The 21,345-nt window shown below is 33.1% G+C and carries 15 protein-coding genes; 9 read left to right on the top strand and 6 right to left on the bottom strand.

The window, feature by feature from the left end; genetic code table 11:
- Nucleotides 1–85: 85 nt before the first annotated feature.
- Nucleotides 86–2,026 (top strand): polyglycerol-phosphate lipoteichoic acid synthase LtaS, encoded by a 1,941-nt coding sequence (ltaS, locus tag ACM6UH_RS11140; protein ID WP_047502736.1) that lies wholly within the window; start codon nt 86–88, stop codon nt 2,024–2,026.
- Between the two features lie 219 nt (nt 2,027–2,245).
- Here ltaS and ACM6UH_RS11135 read toward each other — a convergent pair whose 3' ends face one another.
- Nucleotides 2,246–3,064, bottom strand: coding sequence for a ZIP family metal transporter (locus tag ACM6UH_RS11135; RefSeq protein ID WP_048787327.1), 819 nt, complete (start codon nt 3,062–3,064; stop codon nt 2,246–2,248).
- A 112-nt stretch (nt 3,065–3,176) separates the two neighbouring features.
- Between ACM6UH_RS11135 and ACM6UH_RS11130 the strand changes: the two genes are divergently transcribed.
- The 6 genes from ACM6UH_RS11130 (at nt 3,177) to ACM6UH_RS11105 (ending at nt 11,578) form a co-directional block, all read left to right on the top strand.
- Nucleotides 3,177–5,060, top strand: coding sequence for an ABC-F family ATP-binding cassette domain-containing protein (locus tag ACM6UH_RS11130; protein ID WP_011303657.1), 1,884 nt, complete (start codon nt 3,177–3,179; stop codon nt 5,058–5,060).
- Between the two features lie 13 nt (nt 5,061–5,073).
- Entirely contained in the window at nt 5,074–6,852 is a 1,779-nt protein-coding gene (gene recQ, locus ACM6UH_RS11125; RefSeq protein WP_047502733.1) for a DNA helicase RecQ, read from the top strand.
- A 309-nt stretch (nt 6,853–7,161) separates the two neighbouring features.
- Nucleotides 7,162–8,124, top strand: a complete 963-nt coding sequence (locus ACM6UH_RS11120; protein ID WP_048787328.1) for an ABC transporter ATP-binding protein — start codon at nt 7,162–7,164, stop codon at nt 8,122–8,124.
- On the top strand, nt 8,121–9,638 hold the full coding sequence (locus tag ACM6UH_RS11115; RefSeq protein ID WP_002483939.1) for an ABC transporter permease/substrate-binding protein: 1,518 nt from the start codon (nt 8,121–8,123) through the stop codon (nt 9,636–9,638). The genes ACM6UH_RS11120 and ACM6UH_RS11115 overlap by 4 nt, the downstream gene beginning before the upstream one ends.
- Nucleotides 9,639–9,796: 158 nt before the next feature.
- Entirely contained in the window at nt 9,797–10,852 is a 1,056-nt protein-coding gene (gene hisC / locus ACM6UH_RS11110; RefSeq protein WP_011303654.1) for a histidinol-phosphate transaminase, read from the top strand.
- 177 nt (nt 10,853–11,029) lie between these two features.
- Entirely contained in the window at nt 11,030–11,578 is a 549-nt protein-coding gene (locus ACM6UH_RS11105) for a 5' nucleotidase, NT5C type (protein WP_002483937.1), read from the top strand.
- A gap of 170 nt (nt 11,579–11,748) precedes the next feature.
- On the opposite strand, the gene ACM6UH_RS11100 is transcribed toward ACM6UH_RS11105, so the two are convergent.
- From ACM6UH_RS11100 to ACM6UH_RS11080, 5 genes are all read right to left on the bottom strand, one after another.
- Nucleotides 11,749–12,708 carry a diacylglycerol/lipid kinase family protein gene (locus ACM6UH_RS11100; RefSeq protein ID WP_041784836.1) on the bottom strand — a complete coding sequence of 320 codons (960 nt, stop codon included), beginning with the start codon at nt 12,706–12,708 and terminating at the stop codon, nt 11,749–11,751.
- Nucleotides 12,709–13,167: 459 nt separating this feature from the next.
- The gene (locus tag ACM6UH_RS11095; RefSeq protein ID WP_011303651.1) at nt 13,168–14,673 is read right to left on the bottom strand and encodes a peptide MFS transporter; all 1,506 of its coding nucleotides are present in this window, start codon (nt 14,671–14,673) and stop codon (nt 13,168–13,170) included.
- A gap of 370 nt (nt 14,674–15,043) precedes the next feature.
- Nucleotides 15,044–16,558: a peptide MFS transporter gene (locus ACM6UH_RS11090; protein ID WP_048787329.1), complete on the bottom strand. Its 1,515-nt coding sequence runs from the start codon at nt 16,556–16,558 to the stop codon at nt 15,044–15,046.
- Between the two features lie 182 nt (nt 16,559–16,740).
- Nucleotides 16,741–17,241 (bottom strand): preQ(1) synthase, encoded by a 501-nt coding sequence (gene queF, locus ACM6UH_RS11085; protein ID WP_002483932.1) that lies wholly within the window; start codon nt 17,239–17,241, stop codon nt 16,741–16,743.
- A 13-nt stretch (nt 17,242–17,254) separates the two neighbouring features.
- Nucleotides 17,255–18,142, bottom strand: coding sequence for a DMT family transporter (locus tag ACM6UH_RS11080; protein ID WP_011303649.1), 888 nt, complete (start codon nt 18,140–18,142; stop codon nt 17,255–17,257).
- Nucleotides 18,143–18,868: 726 nt separating this feature from the next.
- Here ACM6UH_RS11080 and nrdI point away from each other — a divergent pair.
- Nucleotides 18,869–19,267, top strand: coding sequence for a class Ib ribonucleoside-diphosphate reductase assembly flavoprotein NrdI (gene nrdI, locus ACM6UH_RS11075; protein ID WP_002483930.1), 399 nt, complete (start codon nt 18,869–18,871; stop codon nt 19,265–19,267).
- Nucleotides 19,230–21,335, top strand: a complete 2,106-nt coding sequence (gene nrdE / locus ACM6UH_RS11070; RefSeq protein WP_048787330.1) for a class 1b ribonucleoside-diphosphate reductase subunit alpha — start codon at nt 19,230–19,232, stop codon at nt 21,333–21,335. Before nrdI ends, nrdE begins: the two co-directional genes overlap by 38 nt.
- Nucleotides 21,336–21,345 lie beyond the last annotated feature (10 nt).

Raw genomic sequence — 21,345 nt, 5'->3', positions numbered from 1 at the left:
TTTATTGAAAAAAGTAACTTAGCCATTCTATACAAGGTTTGGATTGTATTCCAGCCATTATTAATCTATATCGGGGGATAAAAACATGAAATTGCACAAAAAGAAATTGACTCTTTTTGCGTTTTTTATTTTAACAGTATTAACTGTCACTTTAAAAACGTATTTTTCATACTATGTTGATTTTTCTTTAGGTGTTAAAGGATTAGTTCAAAACTTAATCTTATTAATGAATCCATACAGTTTAATCGCATTAGTACTAAGTATTTTCTTATTTTTCAAAGGTAAGAAAGCATTTTGGTTCATCTTTATTGGTGGCTTTATATTAACGTTCTTACTATATGCAAATGTTGTATACTTCAGATTCTTTTCTGATTTCTTAACATTTAGTACATTGAATCAAGTTGGGAATGTTGAATCTATGGGTGGTGCAGTGACGGCATCATTCAAATGGTATGATTTTGTATACTTTATTGATACAATCATTTACTTATTCGTTTTAATCTTTAAACAAAAATGGCTTGATAAGCGCGTGTTCAGTAAGAAATTTGTTCCAGTCGTGATGGCTGCTTCAATCGCATTATTCTTCTTGAACTTAGCGTTTGCTGAATCAGATCGTCCAGAATTATTAACGCGTACATTTGACCATAAATATTTAGTTAAGTACTTAGGACCATATAACTTCACTGTTTATGATGGTGTTAAAACAATACAAAATAATCAACAAAAAGCATTGGCAAACGAAGATGATTTAACAAAAGTATTGAATTACACAAAACAAAAGCAAACTGAGCCTAATAAAGAATATTTTGGTGCAGCTAAGAAGAAAAATATTATTAAAATTCACTTAGAAAGTTTCCAAACGTTCCTAATTAATAAAAAAGTGAACGGTGAAGAAGTAACGCCTTTCTTAAACAAACTTTCAACAGGTAATGAAGGCTATAGATACTATCCAAACTTCTATCATCAAACTGGTCAAGGTAAAACATCGGATTCAGAGTTTACAATGGATAACAGTTTATTCGGCTTACCTCAAGGGTCAGCGTATTCTCTAAAAGGTGATAATACTTACCAATCGTTACCTGCTATATTAGATCAACAACAAGGTTATACATCTAGTGTTATGCATGGTGACTACAAAACATTTTGGAACCGTGATCAAGTATACAAACACTTTGGTATAGATAAATTCTATGATGCGACATATTATGATATGTCTGAAGATAATATTGAAAACTTAGGTCTTAAAGATAAAGAGTTCTTTAAAGAATCTGCTGACTATTTAGCTAAAGAAAAACAACCGTTCTACAATCATTTAATTACGTTAACAAACCATTATCCATTTACAGTGTCTCCTGAAGACGCATCAATTGAAAAACCAAACACTGGTGACTCAACGGTAGATGGTTATATACAAACAGCAAGATATTTAGATGAATCATTAGAAGAATTTGTAAATGAATTGAAGAAAAAAGGTCTATATGACGACTCAGTTATTATGATTTACGGTGACCACTATGGTATCTCTGAAAATCATAACAAAGCGATGGAAAAATTATTAGGCGAAGATATTACGCCAGCTAAATTCAACGATTTAAACCGAACTGGTTTCTGGTTGAAGATTCCTGGTAAAGAAGGTACCGTTGATAAGACTTATGCAGGTCAAGCAGACGTAATGCCTACGATCTTACACTTAATGGGTATCGACACGAAAAATTATCTCATGATGGGTACAGATTTATTATCTAAAGATCACAATGACACAGTACCATTTAGAAATGGTGACTTTGTAACCAAAGACTATAAATATGTTAATGGCAGAATTTATGATAATAAGAATAATGAACCTATGACAGAAAAACCTAAAGACTTCGAAAAACGTAAACAACAATCTGAAAAAGATTTACAGATGAGTGATGACGTGCTTAACGGAGATTTATTGAGATTCTATGACAACCCAGATTTCGATAAGATTAAACCATCAGAGTATGAATATAAAACAGGTCCAAAAGGACAAGAGAAAAAATAATTTCATTAAAGCGCTCGAGACATCAAAGTCTCGGGCGCTTATTTTTATAACCTAATCGATAAGTACACGCATTGATTACGTATGGGGAATGCGTCACAATGTGCTAAAAATTTTATAAAAGAAAAAAACGTCAATTTCTATGTATAAAAAATAGAAATTGACGTTTTTTACTGGAAATCCTATAAAGTTTGAATAGGGTATGATCGTATGCCTTATCTCTTATCCTAGAGCTACATCAAGTATCATCATGATTATGAAACCAACCATTAAACTTAACGTTGCAAGATCAGTGTTATTACTGGCTTGGGAATCAGGGATTAGTTCTTCAACCACAACGAATATCATTGCACCTGCAGCAAATGCTAACGCATATGGTAGCATGGGTGTAATAATTAATACGGCTGCTGCACCAATCGTTGCAAATAAAGGTTCAACGATTGCGGATGCTTGTCCATAATTAAAAGCTTTCCATCTTGAGGCTCCTGCAGCACGTATCGGCATAGATAGGGCAGCACCTTCAGGAATATTCTGAATACCAATACCAATTGCGAGTCCAAGTGCACCTAAAAATGTCGCTTGTCCATTACCAGATACAATACCGCCAAATGCGACACCGATTGATAGGCCTTCAGGAATGTTATGGAGTGTAATAGCTAAAACAAGTAACGTGTTTTTATTGAGTTTTTTAGTACCTACACCTTCGTGGTATTGGTTTGTGTCTTGGGTGTTAGGGTGTATATGTGGGATGACTAAATCTAATCCACGAATGAAAAGACCGCCCAATAGAAAACCGATAGCAGCGGGTAACCATGGTACTGATGAACCTTCGCCATAGTCAATAGCCGGTTGTAAAAGAGACCAAAAACTTGCTGCAATCATTATACCTGCAGCAAACCCTTGCATAGAATTTAATATTTTGTCGTTTACTCTTTTAAAAATAAAGACCGCTGCTGCTCCTAATGCAGTTAGTAGCCAAGTGATAATACCTGCTATTAATGCTTGGATATAAGGAGGTAAGTTTTGGAAATTTTCCGACATAAGCTTCGCTCCTTTGTATCATTTGAGTTCAAAAAGGTGTATAATATATAGAACTGAAATTAAGTTTAACAGAAATAATTATAATTTTCGATATTTAAAAGGATGTTGGACAATGGAAGCATACAAAATTGAACATTTACATAAATCATATGCCGATAAAATCATTTTTGATGATTTGCAATTGTCTATTTCTGAAGGTGAAAAAATAGGACTTGTAGGTATAAACGGTACAGGAAAAAGTACACTACTCAAAGTGATAGCTGGATTAGATGAAGACTTTAATGCTGAAGTCTCGCATCCTAACGCCTATCGCATTAGATATTCTTCGCAAAAGCAAGAATTTGATCGTAATATGACTGTATTTGAAGCTGTATTAACTTCAGAAACGAAAACACTACAAGTGATTCGTGCATATGAATCAGCTTTAAATCAATATACTGCAACACAAAGCGATGATGATTTCAAAAAAATGATGAATGCACAAGAAGAGATGGATAATTATCAGGCGTGGGATTATAGTGCAGAAATTAAAACGATTCTGTCAAAATTAGGTATTTATGACACGACGAAAGAAGTGAGTGCACTTTCTGGTGGTCAACAAAAAAGGGTTGGCTTAGCTAAAACATTAATAGAACAACCTGATTTACTACTCTTAGATGAACCTACCAACCATTTAGATTTTGAATCTATCAATTGGTTAATCAATTATGTAAAACAATATCCGCATACAGTATTGTTTGTAACGCATGATCGTTACTTTTTAAATGAAGTATCGTCACGCATCATAGAACTTGATCGCGGTAAACTCACGACATATACAGGTAATTATGAAGCTTATATTGCTAAACGTGCTGAAAATGAAGTCATAGAACAAAAACAACAAGCTAAGCAACAATCCTTATATAAAAAAGAACTCGCATGGATGCGTGCTGGAGTTAAAGCCCGTTCTACTAAACAACAAGCTAGAAAGAACAGATTTAATGATTTGGAACAAGATGTGAAAGGGCAACAACATCAAGATAAAGCATCGTTGAATTTGGCATATTCAAGACTTGGAAAACAAGTGTTTGAATTAGAGCATTTAACCAAACGGATAAATGATAAAACGCTATTTGAAGACATCACACAAATCATTCAAAGTGGCCAACAAATAGGTATTGTGGGGCCAAATGGCGCAGGTAAGACAACATTACTGAATATATTGAGCGGTGAAGATCAAAGTTATGAAGGTAATCTTAAAATTGGTCAAACCGTTAAGGTCGCATATTTTAAACAAACAGAAGAGCGTCTCGATCGCGACATCAGGATGATTGACTATTTAAGAGAAGAAAGTGAAGTTGCTAAAGAAAAAGATGGCACTTCCGTATCTATAACGCAATTGCTTGAAAGATTTCTATTTCCAAGTGCAACACATGGTAAAAAAATCTATAAATTATCAGGTGGCGAGCAAAAAAGGTTATATCTTTTAAAATTATTAGTCCATCAACCGAATGTGCTACTACTAGATGAACCAACAAATGATTTAGATACAGAGACACTTACAATTCTTGAAGATTATGTTGAGACATTTGGTGGTGCCGTCATCACTGTCAGCCATGATCGATACTTTTTAAATAAAGTCGCTCAGGAATATTGGTATATTCATGACGGAAAAATGGAACGCATCATCGGTACGTTTGAGGATTATGAAGCATATAAAAAAGAGCAAGATCAAAAGATAGAACAACAGGCTAAACAACAATCAAAAAATAAAACAAATAATGAGAAGAAAAAGAAAAAAGGTTTATCATATAAAGAGCAAAAAGAATATGAAACTATCATTGAACGTATTGATACAACTGAACAGAGATTAGAAGAGATTGATGAAGAAATGGTTGCAGCAAGTTCAGATTACGCTAAGATAAAAGCGTTGAATGAAGAACAAAAGCAATTAAATGAACAGTATGAAACAGATATCTCAAGATGGAGCGAACTTGAAGAACTAAAAGAACAATGAGGGATTTTATAACATGGAGTCAACATTATCACATTATTTTGGCTATGATACTTATCGTCCTGGTCAAAAAGAAATCATAACTAGAGTCATGAACCATCAAAATGTGCTAGGTGTGTTACCAACTGGTGGGGGAAAATCAATTTGTTATCAAGTACCAGGATTAATGTTGGGTGGAACGACGATTGTCATCAGCCCATTAATTTCTTTGATGAAAGACCAAGTTGATCAATTAAAGGCCATGGGTATACATGCAGCTTACTTAAATAGTAGTTTGACGCAAAAGCAACAAAAAGAAATTGAGACCCAACTTCGAAAAGGTGAGATTCAATTTTTATATGTTGCACCGGAACGTTTTGATAATGTTTATTTTATAAGATTATTACAACAACTATTTATTCATTTAGTTGCATTTGACGAAGCACATTGTATTTCAAAATGGGGTCATGATTTTAGACCGAGTTATCAAGATGTTATTCATAAAGTGTTTGCATTACCACAAGATTTTACGATTGTAGCACTTACAGCGACAGCCACGATAGAAGTTCAAAAAGACATCATGGAACGTTTGAATATTGGTAAGCATGATGAGGTTAAAACAAGTACAAAACGACGTAATTTAGTTTTTAAAGTAAATCCGACTTATCAACGTCAGAAATTTGTGATGGAGTACGTCAAAGAACATAAAAATGCAGCGGGTATTATTTATTGTTCAACGCGTAAACAAGTAGAAGAATTACATGACGCTTTAGAAAACAACGGCGTAGATAGTACCATATACCACGCTGGGCTTTCTAATAAAGAACGTGAGGCAGCACAGAACGATTTTGTTTATGACCGTGTCCGTGTTGTAGTAGCTACCAACGCATTTGGTATGGGAATTGACAAATCTAATGTTCGTTTTGTGATCCATTACAATATGCCAGGTGATTTAGAATCTTATTATCAAGAAGCAGGACGTGCAGGACGTGATGGTTTAAATAGTGATTGTATATTGCTATTTAGTGAACGTGATATTGGCTTGCACCAATATTTTATTTCATCATCAAAAGCAGACGATGATTACAAAGATAAAATGGGTGAAAAGCTTAATAAAATGATACTTTATACTAAAACTAAGAAATGTCTGGAAGCGACGCTTGTTCATTATTTTGAGCCAAATGAAAAATTAGAAGAATGTGGCCAATGTAGTAATTGTGTCGTTGAAAATAAAACGTACAATATGACGGATGAAGCTAAGATGATTGTCAGTTGTATTGCACGTATGAAACAACAAGAAAGTTATAGTGTGATTATTCAGGTGTTGAGAGGCGAAGAGTCAGATTATATTCGCTATTGTGATTATCATCAGCTATCAACACATGGCATTATGAAAAATTATACAACATCTGATCTCAGTCACCTTATTGATGAACTTAGATTTAAAGGATTTTTAAATGAACACGATGAAATTTTAACTTGTGATAATTCAGTCAAAGAATTATTGAATAACCAAGTAGATGTATATACAACACCATTTAAACGTAAGTCGAAAGAGAAAGTAAATATCAATACGGTCGAAGGTGTAGACCGTGCATTGTTTGATGAATTAATTAACGTACGCAAGCAATTAAGTGAGTCGTTAAGTATTCCACCAGTCAGCATATTCTCAGATTTCACATTAGAAGAATTTGCAAAAAGAAAACCAGAATCTAAACAAGAGATGATTTTGATTGATGGTGTAGGAAGTTATAAATTAAAGCATTACTGTCCGATGTTTTTAGAAAAAATCCAAACATACAAAGCTAAAAGTTAAATGAGCTAAACATTTTAATTTTCAAAAATATATCTATATACTTAATAATATAAATGAAAATGTGTACTTATCATGAACAACATAACTGCGAAGTTAATTTGACAATAATTAATATTTCTATGCAACCATGTATGCCATAGATTTAGTTTTTGTTAAAAATTAACTTCGCTATTTTTATAAAAAGTTTTATAAGATGTATGTTTAATGTTGTTTTGAGTTTTTGATGAATAATACATAAATTATATATAAATAGGGAATAAACTATAATAAATAATTGTAATTTGAGTATATTAAAGTGAAGGTGAAAAAGTGATAGAATTTAAAAATGTAGTAAAACGTTATGGGGATAAAACAGCCGTAGATGATATCAGTTTCAATATACAAAAAGGGGAATTTTTTGTATTGATTGGGCCATCTGGTTGCGGTAAGACGACAACTTTAAAGATGATTAATAGATTAATCTCACTTTCAGAAGGTTACATCTATTTTAATGATAAGCCGATAAGTGACTATCCTGTTTATGAAATGAGATGGGATATTGGGTATGTGTTGCAACAAATTGCTTTATTTCCACATATGACAATTAAAGAAAACATTGCGCAAGTACCACAGATGAAAAAATGGAATGAACAAACAACGAATCAGCGTGTTGAAGAACTCATGGATATGGTTGGTTTAGAACCAGAAACATATAAAAATAGAAAACCTGATGAGCTATCTGGTGGTCAACAACAACGTGTAGGCGTTGTTCGAGCATTAGCAGCCGATCCACCAGTTATCTTAATGGATGAGCCATTTAGTGCGTTAGATCCCATTAGTCGAGAGAAATTACAAGATGATTTATTAGAACTTCAACAACAAATCAAGAAAACGATTATTTTTGTGACACATGATATTCAAGAAGCAATGAAATTGGGAGATAGAATTTGTTTGTTAAATAAAGGTCATGTAGAACAAATTGATACGCCAGAAGGATTCATCAATCATCCTAAAAATGACTTTGTGAAACAATTTATGGGAAATCAATTACAACGTACGGTTAATGATTTAAAATTATCAGAAATCATTGATGGACTTCCTATCCATGAGCAAGATGTGAAAGCAGGTTATCCTGTTATCGATAGTGACAAATACGTGAAAGATATCTATTCAGCGTTAGCAAGTCATGAAGCAATTATCGTTCAAGATATTACAAATGCTACGCAATACGTGTTAAGTCGTCAGGACATTTTTGAAATATTATCGGAACGTAAAGGAGGTCATCATGAATGAATGCCTTCATAGATACACTCATTCAACGTAGGGGAGAATTATTAACCACGATATTTGAACATATTCAAATTTCATTTATTGCTCTGTTGATTGCGGCTTTAATAGGTGTACCATTAGGTATTGCCTTAACAAAGACACGTAAATTGTCTGAAGTTATTATGAATATTGCTGCAGTGTTACAAACAATACCTTCTCTTGCTTTATTAGGTCTTATGATCCCGTTGTTCGGTATTGGTAAAGTACCAGCGGTGATTGCGTTAGTTGTATATGCATTATTACCTATTTTAAGAAATACATATACAGGTATAAACGAAGTGGATCCATCACTAGTGGAAGCGGCAAAAGGGATAGGTATGAAACCTGGACGACGTCTTTCGAAAGTCGAATTACCTATTGCTATGCCTGTTATTATGGCTGGTATTAGAACAGCGATGGTTTTAATTATTGGGACTGCTACACTTGCAGCATTAATAGGTGCTGGTGGTTTAGGTGATCTTATCTTGTTAGGTATCGACCGAAATGATACTTCATTAATACTAATTGGTGCCATTCCAGCAGCATTATTAGCTATACTATTTGATTTAGTTTTAAGATATATGCAAAACATGTCATATAAAAAATTACTTATTTCGCTTGGCGTCATTGTAATTATTTTATTATTAGTGATTATTGCGCCTATGCTAGGTCAAAAGGGTGACAAAGTGACTCTAGCAGGTAAATTAGGTTCTGAGCCATCCGTGATTACGAATATGTATAAGATTTTAATTGAACAAGATACCGAGGATACTGTAGAAGTTAAAGACGGTATGGGAAAAACATCATTCTTATTTAATGCATTAAAATCGGATGACATTGATGGCTATTTAGAGTTTACAGGTACGGTACTAGGTGAACTAACAAAAGAGGATTTAAAATCTAAAAAAGAAGCGCAAGTCTATCAACAAGCAAAATCTAGTCTGGAAGATAAATTTGATATGACAATGCTGAAACCAATGAAATACAACAATACGTATGCTTTAGCAGTTAAAAGAGACTTTGCAGAAGCACATCATATTAAGACGATTGGTGATTTAAATAAAGTAAGTGATCAGATTAAACCTGGCTTTACTTTAGAATTTAATGATCGTGGCGATGGTTATCCTGCCGTTAAAAAAGCATATGACCTTGATTTAGGTGACGTGAAAACAATGGAGCCTAAATTACGTTATCAAGCAATTGAAAATGGAGACATTAATTTGATTGATGCTTATTCAACAGATGCTGAACTTAAAGAATATGATATGGTTGTATTAGAAGATGATAAACATGTCTTCCCACCTTATCAAGGGGCACCTATGTTTAAGGAATCATACTTAAAAGAACATCCAGAAATTAAAAAACCACTGAATAAATTAGAAGGTAAAATTTCAGATGAAGATATGCAACAGATGAATTATGATGTAACCGTTAAGAATAAAGATCCATATCAAGTGGCAAAAGATTATTTAGAAAAACACAATTTAATAAAACATTAGTATACAAAAATATGAGGCTGAGACATCTAATGATGTACTGGCCTCATATTTTAAACTTAATTTGATGATAAGGATGCATTGATTTTCGTTGAACATTGGGTTTATAATGGTTATTAAGTTTTGAAATTTCTGTAAATTCAAGGAGGACCGATACAACAATGAAGAAACAAATAGAGCAATTATCAGCATATGAACCTGGGTTATCACCTAGAGCATTAAAAGAAAATTATGGTATTAAAGGCGAATTACATAAATTAGCATCGAATGAGAATTTATATGGTCCGTCACCAAAAGTTAAAGAAGCAATTCAAGCACATTTAGATGAATTGCAATATTATCCAGAAACAGGTTCTCCATTAATCAAAGAGGCAATTAGCAAACATTTAAATATAGACCCAGCACGCATTTTATTTGGTGCAGGTTTAGATGAAGTCATTTTAATGATTTCGAGAGCAGTATTGACGCCTGGTGATAAAATTGTGACGAGCGAGATGACATTTGGCCAATATTATCATAACGCAATTGTAGAATCTGCAAATGTGGTGCAAGTTCCATTACAAAACGGTGAATTTGATTTGGATGGCATCTTATCAGAAATAGATAATGATACTAAACTGGTATGGTTATGTAATCCAAATAATCCGACTGGTAGATATTTTACACATGATGCGCTTCGCAATTTCTTGGAACGTGTACCAAGTCATATTCCAGTGATTGTAGATGAAGCATACGTAGAATTCGCTACAGCCAAAGATTTTCCAGATACTTTAGCTTTACAACAAGAATTTGAAAACGCATTTTTATTGCGTACATTTTCAAAAGCATATGGCTTAGCAGGCATGCGTATTGGTTATGTAATTGCAGCAAAAGAAGCCATTGAAAAGTATAATATCATACGTCCACCATTTAACGTAGGACGTTTATCTGAATATGCTGCATTAGCTGCGTTGGAAGATCAAGAATACTTAGCTTCTATCCGTGAACGTAATGCAGAGGAAAGAGAAAAATTCTTTGAATTATCACAAAGTGATCACTTTTACCCAAGCCAAACTAATTTTGTCTTTGTTAAGACGGACAAACCACATGAATTATATGAAGCATTACTCAATGTGGGATGCATAACAAGAGAATTTCCGAATGGCGTAAGAATTACGATCGGTTTCCCAGAACAAAATGCAAAAATGCGTGAAGTATTAGCGCAGTTTACTTTATAAAAGGTGTATGAACGAAACGTTCTACGTTACTAAATTTGTAATTTTATTGCAATTTTGGTTTCGTTGAACGTTTTTGCTATACTTAAATAAATATTAACTATTAGATTTAGCCTATATGACGATGTATCGTGTGCTATTTATTTTAGATTATGAATTGAAAAGGGAGTAGAGTGAGACATGACAAAAAAGAAGATTGCGATTGATATGGACGAAGTGCTTGCAGATACTGTAGGTGCATTGATTGAAGATGTCAATCAACGTACAGACTTAGGGATTACGATTGATATGTTAGATGGCATTAAGTTGAGACATGCCATGCCAGAGCATGATGGTTTGTTAACTGAAATTTTAAGGGAGCCTGGCTTTTTTAAGAAATTAAAAGTGATGTCAGATGCGCAAGATGTTGTTAAAAAATTAACAGAACACTATGATGTGTTTATCGCAACTGCAGCAATGGACGTTCCAACGTCATTTCATGATAAATACGCGTGGTTAAGAGAGTACTTCCCATTCTTAGATCCACAGCATTTTGTATTTTGTGGTAGAAAAGATATTGTACATGCAGATTATTTAATTGATGATAACCCAAGACAACTAAGTATTTTCAAGGGTACACCAATTATATATACGGCTACACATAATATTAATGATGATAGATTTACACGTGTTAATAACTGGAAAGAGGTAGAACAATATTTCCTAGGTGATAGTGCATATCATATCTAAACATTGTCATAAAATTGGGTAGAGACATAAATCATTTAGTTTAATAAGAAACGAGTCTGAGACATCTATTTATGTCCCAGACTCGTTTTTGTTTATTGCTATGAAATTAATCCATTATTTTATAAGTTAGAGAGTACTGTAAGTGAAGTCATCTCATATCACTATATCATTTATTCACTTTCTGGTTGGTTCGTTGCTTGTGCTTCAGGCAATGTCAAGATTTGAATAGCATTTGGGATAACTTCAATTTCTAAAGGTGTTTTTAGATTAATTTCTCCATCAATATCCACCTTCATTTGTGGATCTGTTTCAATCGTTATTTTTTTTGCCGGTAAATGTTTAATGCCTTCTGTCATTTTGTTCCAATTCATGCTATCACGTTGTTTAAATACATCATTTAAAACACTTGAACTTTGTTCTTTGAAGATGAACGTATTTAAATAACCATCATTAGGTGATAAATCGGTTAATGGAATACGACTTCCACCTATAAAAGGTCCATTGGCTACGACGAGCATTGAAGTATTACCGTCTACGGTTTGATTATCAACTGAAATTTTATAATCAAAATGCTCTGGATTAAGTAACGTTTTAACTGTAGAACCTACATAACTTAACTTACCAAAGATATCTTTATTACCATTTTGTACATTTTCAGCATTTTGAACAATTAATCCAAGTCCAACAAAGTTGAGTGCATATTCATCATTTATCTTCATGACATCGTAAGGTCTTAATTCCGCATTCATCAGTTGTTGACTGGCCATTTTATGACGTGGATTAAGATTTAAAGTTTTTACAAAATCATTAAATGTGCCTCCTGGAATGATACCAATAGGAAGATTTAATTCACTCTTCATAATGCCATTAACTAACTCATTGACCGTACCATCGCCGCCTAAAATAAAGATAATATCAACATCATCACTGTAACGTTTATCTTTAATTTTTTGGCAGAAGGTAATAATATCTCCTTCATTTTCACTGAGTTGTATTGATAAATGTCTACAAAATGTAGTTAAGGATGTTGCGACATCTCCTAGACCTCTATAGATGTCTTTAATCCCGGTATGTTCATGGTAAAATAATACGCCATGTTTAAATTGTTTTTTAGTCAAGGTGCTCACCATATTTCTTTGATTTTAGATTTGTATCTATATCAGTGTACCCGTTTTTAGTTAAAAATATGTTTAATGTCGTATATATGTATGTAGGGATTCATGTATTAATCAAGTTTATCTGCGAATTGTATTTGAGTATGGTGATAAAAATTTCCATATATATAGGGCCGCAAATCAGCCATTCAATAAAAAATATCTCTATATAAGTGTCACATAGAGGTGAAAAGGGGCTTTCTTACTTTAATCTATGTTGTATCAATGGTTGATACCTAGGATCATTGTATGAGTGAGAGATTTCAAGCTCGAGCCATAAACCATAGACCAATAAGGACATTCAAAATCGTAAAACTTTAAAAAAAGAGGACTCATCCATTTATGGAAGTCCTCTTTTTGAGCATGGGTACGTATGACCCAGATGTTTTTAAAATGAAAATCATCAGAATAAATAGTTTTTTGAAATTGTAGAAACTATTTAATACCGCGCATGCCTTTGACAATTTTTGGTACGAAAGCAAGAATAACAAGGCTGACTACGATTGCAATACCACCTAAAAGTAGGAAGTAATTTTTATGGCCAAGCGGTTCAATCAATTTAACTAAGGTACCGTTAATTGCTTGCGCACATGCATTCGTTAATAACCATAAACTCATCATTTGTGTGTTAAATGCTTTTGGTGCTAATTTAACTGCTGCACTGTTACCTGTAGGAGATAAACATAATTCACCAATAACACAAATAATGTAGGAAAGAATAACCCAGTTAACACTTAAATTATTACCAGATGTGTGACCAATTAAACCAATCATAATGTAAGAAGCACCAGCTAGTGACGCACCGAGTACAAATTTAGTTGCTAAACTTGGTTGACGTCGTGCCATTTTTGCCCATATCAGTGAGATAACAGGTGCTAATAACACGATGAATAATGGGTTAATGGATTGGAATAGTGCTGGACCGAAATCTGTCTTCCAACCAAAGAGGTTTAATTTCATATCACTACTTTCAAAGGCAAATAGGTTAAGTACGTTGGCACCTTGTTCTTGAATAGACCAGAATACAACACCTAAAAGGAAAAGTGGTATAAATGAAATAACACGTGAGCGTTCATCATCAGTAACATCTTTACTACGAATCATAATTGTGAAATAGATAATTGGTAATGCTACACCAAGTATCAATACAGTTGTACTAACGATATTAAATGATAATGTACCAGTTAATGCTGTAATAACAAGCACTGCAGCAATAATTAAAATAGCCACGATAAATATCAATGCATATTTTTTCTTTTCGCTTTGGTTTAATGGATTCGTTGGTTTTGTACCTACATTACCGATATTTTTCTTGTTAAATATCATGTACCAAGCTAAACCAAGCGCCATACCTACAGCTGCAATTAAGAAACCAGCATGGAAATTACCAGTATTTACGAACTGATTTAGAATCAATGGTGAAATAAGTCCACCTAGATTGACAGACATATAGAAAATAACAAAGCCTGCATCAATACGTGTATCATTTTCTGGGTATAATCGACCAACGATATTAGAAATACTTGGTTTCATTAAACCAGATCCAACGATAATGAAGAACATTGAGATAAATAATCCGACAATATCTAATGGTAAACTTAAGAAAATATGCCCGATAATAATGAGTACACCACCATAGAAAGTAGCAGCACGTGTACCCGTAATTCTATCCGAAATCCAACCACCAAGTACCGATGTCATATATATTAGTGCACCGTAAACAGCCATAACTGACTGTGCGGTACCTTTATCCATACCTAGTCCGCCATCTTTTATAGCGAAATACATATAAAAGATAAGTAAAGCGCGCATACCATAGTAGCTAAATCTTTCCCAAAATTCTACAAAGAATAGCACCCCTAGTCCTTTAGGATGTCCAAAAAATCCTTTTTGAGGAATTGATTCTACTGCTGAGTCTTGCGCTATGTATTTGTCTTGCATAAAACATTCCCGTCCTTTCTTACTCCCAATAAAAATATATAAAAAAAATTTTACGCTTTATTAAATTAAATTGCAATAATATTCTCAAAATAAGAATATTGAGAATATTCTGTTATTTTATGCAATCAATTTTATGCCATTTAATTTCCTCATTTAAATGATGATAATTAGATGTAATTATAAAATGAATAATATATAGCTTGCTTTGCATCAGTAATGAATGTGAAGAGGGGTATGTTTGTACTCAATGTCCTTATAATAAAAAAACTATTAGGAAATAAAAAAACTGCTCACCCAGCTTTATAAGCTTGGATGAGCAATATTAATTCATTTAAAATCATAAGTTGATTTTAAATAGTAATATGAACGATTAGTATACGCCTTTCATGGCACGTTTTACTTTAGGTGAAATGATTAATAGAAGTATACCGATAACGACTGCAAATAAACCTGAATACATAAAATAGTCACTTTGATTTATTTTTGTATAGACAACAACAAGTTGTGCGTTAAGTCCTTGTGCAGTAGCATTACTTAACATCCACAAACTCATCATACGTGCTGTAAATGTCACAGGTGCTAATTTAGTCGTTGTAGACAAACCAACAGGTGATATACAAAGTTCACCAATTGTAATTAATAAGAAACTGAGTACAAGCCATAATGGATTTATTAATTCAACGCCTGTAGCTAAAGGAATAATCATAACTAAGTAAGACAAACCAGCAACGATTACACCGATAGCAAATTTATAAACGGTAGGTGGATTGTGTTTACCTAATTTCATCCAAAGTGTTGCAAATATTGGTGCAAGTACCACGATAAAGATTGGGTTGAGTGACTGTGCCCAAGCTGATGGTATTGAAAAGTCAATTAAACCATTTGTAAGCACTGACATTTCTAATTGTGTCTTTTTATCTGCGAATGTTGCTAAAATCGTTGAGCCTTGTTCTTGAATCATCCAAAAGGCAACAGATGTGATATATAAAGGTATGTAACTGTAAACACGTGAACGTTCATCTTTCGTTACATCTTTACTCGCAATCATATTAATAAAGATGTAAATCGGTAATACGATACCTAAAATAGTAATTAAGAAACTGAAATTTTCTAAAGTTAAAGCATTATTTAATTGCAGGATAAGTAAGTAAATTAAGAATAATAGAATGATACCACCAGATATCAAACCGAATTTTTTAAGTTCAGGCTTAGTTAGTGGATTAGGAACATTACGACCAGCTAATCCTAAGTTTTTCTTACGTTTAATTGCGTAAACGACTAAACCACAGAACATGCCAATTGCAGCAACTAAGAAGCCAGCATGGAAACTAATTCTAGTTTGTAAGTAACCCGTTAATAACGGTGCAGTCAAACTACCTAAGTTAATACCCATGTAAAATAATGTGAATGCAGCATCACGACGGACATCGTTACGATCATATAATTCACCAACGGTCGTTGAGATATTTGGTTTTAATAAACCGGTACCAGCAATAATGACTGCGAGTGCTACCATGACTAACGTTAAGTTATTTGGTAGTGAAAGTAAGATATGACCTATCATAATCAAGAAGCCACCATAAAAGACGGCATTCTGGGTGCCGGTAATCCTGTCGGCAATCCAACCACCGATGACACCTGACATGTAGATTAATGTACCGTAGATAGCAACAATTTGCATTGCAACTGCTTGACTTAGACCGAAACCACCCTCAGCAACACTATAGTAAAGATAGTATATGAGTATCGCTTTCATCCCATAGTAACTGAACCTCTCCCAAAATTCAGTGAAGAATAATGTACTTAGTCCTTTTGGATGGCCGAAGAAACCGGTTCTTGGAGTACTTTCCATAATTTCTTCGTGTGTATAATTAATTTTTTTCATAATTTCCCTCCCCCTAAATGGTTGGATTTATTTTATAATGTTTTTACAAAAATAACAAGTGTATATATCAATAGCGCAAAATTAAGTTTGGAATCAATTTAATAAAAAATGAAATAATATAAAAATAAACTACCTGCAAGATACTTTAAGATCTTGTGGGTAGTTATTATAATGAAGAAATCTTAACGATTATCTATTTTTTCAGGATAAAGATCATGATTCATTAAACGATGTTCTGCCATTTTTTCATATTTAGAATCTGGACGGCCATAATTGGTATATGGATCAATTGAGATGCCACCACGTGGTGTGAACTTGCCCCAAACTTCAATATAATGAGGGTCCATGAGTTCGATTAAATCATTCATTATGATGTTCATGCAGTCTTCGTGGAAATCACCGTGATTTCTAAAACTAAATAAATAAAGTTTTAAAGATTTTGATTCAACCATTTTGATATTTGGAATATAAGAAATATAAATTGTAGCGAAATCTGGTTGACCAGTAATAGGGCAGAGTGATGTGAACTCAGGGCAATTGAATTTAACAAAATAATCGCGTCCCTGATGCTTATTATCAAACGACTCTAAAACGTCAGGTCTATAATCAAAATCGTATTTGTTATTTTGATTACCGAGTAATGTAATATCTTCTAATTCTTCTTTATTACGTCCTTCTGTCATGGTAAAGCACTCCTTATGTTTTTGGTTTTTGTTCTTCTTTTTGAATTGATAGCGGTTGGCGTCTTGCTTTTTCAAACATGTAGTAGCTTGAAGCTATGATAATGACATAACCCAAGATTGCATAGAAATCTGGTGATTCTCCGAATAATATAAAACCGAAGAATGCAGTAAATATAATCGATGCATAAGTGAATATCGAAATGTCTTTAGCTGGAGCGTAACTATAGGCTAGTGTAATACCAATTTGACCAGCAGCTGCTGCGAGCCCAGCTCCAATTAAATAAATGACCTGCATCATACTCATTGGTTCGAATGTGAAAATCGTAAATGGAATCAATACTACAATAGAAAAGAATGAAAAATAAAATACAATTGTATAGGGTGCTTCGCGAGTGCTCAATGCACGTACACACGTATATGCACTTGCAGCAAAAATACCAGAGAATAAACCGCCAATAGCAGGAATCATAGAGGATGAGAATTCTGGTTTAACCACGAATAACATACCGAATATTGCAATGACCATCGCTATAATTTGATAGTTACGAACTTTTTCATTTAGAAATATCAAACTCAGCAAAATAGTCCAAAAAGGATTGAGTTTCATTAGCGTATCAGCGTCACTTAATATCATATGGTCTATGGCATAGATATTTAATAAAACACCGATTAGACCTAAAGTCGAACGTGAAATTAAAAGTGGCTGACTGCTAAGTTTACCAAACAGGGGTTGCTTATATTTATAAATGAAATATAAAGGGATAAACATAGCTACTAAATTTCGAGCGAGTGACTTTTGAAACACCGGCAAATCACCAGCTAATCTGAAGAAAACAGACATAAAGCTAAAGCCAATTGCTGAAACTAGGATAGCAATGATCCCTTTAACTTTAGGATTCATATGTATCGCCTCGATTATTTTAATTTTTAACGTATTCATATTAGCATAATTATATAGATTATGTATATATGCTTGAAAGTAAAAGGGAAATGAGGTAACATGAAAACACGAACAAACGTTCTGTATTGATTCAATGAAATTCAAGACATATTTCAAAGTATTTTATTGCTTAGATAATTTCAATTGTGAGCAATTTAGTATTAGATGATAAGCTGAGTGACGCTATATCAATAGTTACAAGGTTTTAGAAAAAAGCAACTAAAATAGCTTTAAATTCCGAAAAAAATTTTTTATAAATAGAAAAGTACGAGTTAACGTTGAATTGGTGCCATTTCTGTTTCGAATTCAAACTTTTGTCAAAAACAAAGCCCTTTAAATAACTTTCTGAGTTATGTATAATGAAACACATAATATAGTATTTGTGACCAAGAAAAAACACAATATATTGTGTTTTGGGACGTAGTCAATTTATTTATAATAAATCAAATTTTAAGTAAAATCACACTATTTTGGACGTTTAATCATGACAAATCAAGCATTAATGCTTAATTATTGAGTTTTTACATAATCACATATAGTTAAAAGAAATCACTATATATTGTGGTTACCCAATATGTGCGCTACGGTTACTTATAATACATTTAAAATATAAATACGATGAAAGTACTATTTAATAACGTCAAAGTGAACTTAATAACATACTAGTATTAGAAAGAAGGTGATCCAATGAAGGTTGTTTATTTTTCATTCTCTGGTAATGTACGTAGATTTATTAAAAAAGCAGAAATTACTAACACTATGGAAATTACTCAAAATAATTGTACTGAGAAGATTGAAGAACCATTCATCTTGGTCACTGGAACGATAGGTTTTGGAGAAGTACCACAACCAGTTCAGTCATTTTTAGATATAAATCATGATTTACTAAGAGGCGTTGCAGCTAGTGGAAACCGCAATTGGGGACAAAACTTTGCGAAAGCTGGACGATCTATCTCGGAAAAATATCAAGTTCCTTTACTAATGAAATTTGAAGTTCAAGGTACACAAAATGATATTAGCGAATTTAAAGATAAGGTGGGACAGTTCAATGAAGATTATGGACGAGAAGAAATACAATCATATTGAGTTAAATAACGAAGTAACAAAACGTAAAGATAATGGCTTTTTTAATTTAGAAAAAGATCAAGAGGCGCTTGAAGTTTATTTAGAAGAAATTCAGGATAAAACAATTTATTTCGACACTGAAATTGAGCGTTTGCGCTATCTCGTTGATAATGACTTTTATTTTGATTTGTTTGCAAAATATTCAGAAGCTGATCTACAAGAAATTACAGATTATGCTAAAAGTATTCCGTTTGAATTTGCAAGTTACATGTCAGCAAGTAAATTCTTTAAAGATTACGCACTTAAAACAAACGATAAAAGTCAATATCTAGAAGATTATAAGCAACACGTAGCGATTGTTGCACTTTATTTAGCTAATGGCCATAAAGCGACTGCCAAACAATTTATTTCAGCAATGGTGGAACAACGATATCAACCAGCGACACCAACATTCTTAAATGCTGGCCGTGCACGTCGTGGAGAATTAGTATCTTGTTTCTTGCTAGAAGCGGATGATAGTTTAAACTCTATTAATTTTATTGATTCGACTGCAAAGCAATTAAGTAAAATTGGCGGCGGTGTAGCCATTAATCTTTCTAAACTACGTGCGCGTGGAGAAGCAATCAAAGGAATTAAAGGTGTAGCGAAAGGCGTGCTACCTGTTGCAAAATCTCTTGAAGGTGGCTTTAGTTATGCAGATCAATTAGGTCAAAGACCTGGTGCAGGTGCTGTTTATTTAAATATTTTCCATTATGATGTAGAAGAGTTTTTAGATACGAAAAAAGTGAACGCCGATGAAGATTTACGTTTATCAACGATTTCAACTGGTTTAATTGTGCCATCTAAATTCTTTGATTTAGCAAAAGAAGGAAAAGATTTCCATATGTTTGCACCGCATACCATTTATAAAGAATACGGTTTAACGTTAGATGACATTAATTTAGATGAATACTATGATGAACTTGTTGCAAATCCTAATATTGATAAAAAGAAAAAAGATGCACGTGAAATGTTAAATACGATTGCACAAACACAATTGCAATCTGGTTATCCTTATTTAATGTTCAAAGATAATGCAAATAAGGTACATGCTAACTCAGACATTGGCCAAATTAAAATGAGTAATTTATGTACTGAAATTTTCCAATTACAAGAAACGTCTATCATTAACGATTACGGTACAGAAGATGAAATTAAACGTGACATTTCATGTAATCTAGGTTCTTTAAACATCGTTAATGTTATGGAATCAGGTAAGTTTAAAGATTCAGTTCATACAGGTATGGATGCATTGACAGTAGTGAGTGATGAAGCAGATATTCAAAATGCGCCAGGCGTTAGGAAAGCCAATAGAGAGTTACATTCTGTAGGTTTAGGTGTAATGAATTTACACGGTTATCTAGCTAAAAATAAAATTGGTTATGAATCAGAAGAAGCTAAAGACTTTGCCAATATCTTCTTTATGATGTTGAATTATTATTCTATAGAACGTTCTATGGAAATCGCTAAAGAAAGACAAGAAGTATACAAAGATTTTGAACAATCAGACTATGCTAATGGTAAGTATTTTGAATTTTACACTTCACAAACATTTGAACCTAAATATGAAAAAGTACGCAAATTATTTGATGGTTTAGAAATTCCGACACCAGAAGATTGGAAAGTACTGCAAGAGCAAGTGGAAACAAACGGTCTTTTCCATGCATATCGCTTAGCGATTGCACCGACACAAAGTATTTCATATGTCCAAAATGCTACGAGTTCTGTAATGCCAATCGTTGATCAAATCGAACGTCGTACGTATGGTAATGCGGAAACATTCTATCCAATGCCATTCCTATCACCAGAAACAATGTGGTATTACAAGTCAGCATTTAATACGGATCAAATGAAATTAATTGATTTAATCTCAACGATTCAAACACATATTGACCAGGGCATCTCTACAATTCTTTATGTTAATTCTGAAATTTCTACGCGTGAATTATCAAGATTATATGTATATGCGCATCATAAAGGTCTAAAATCTTTATACTATACACGTAATAAATTATTAAGTGTAGAAGAGTGTACAAGTTGTTCAATTTAATAAATGAAAT

Source organism: Staphylococcus sp. LKG4-2 (genome assembly GCF_050955665.1).
GTDB classification, from domain to species: Bacteria; Bacillota; Bacilli; order Staphylococcales; family Staphylococcaceae; genus Staphylococcus; species Staphylococcus saprophyticus.
This window is presented reverse-complemented; position numbering and strand designations above follow the sequence as displayed.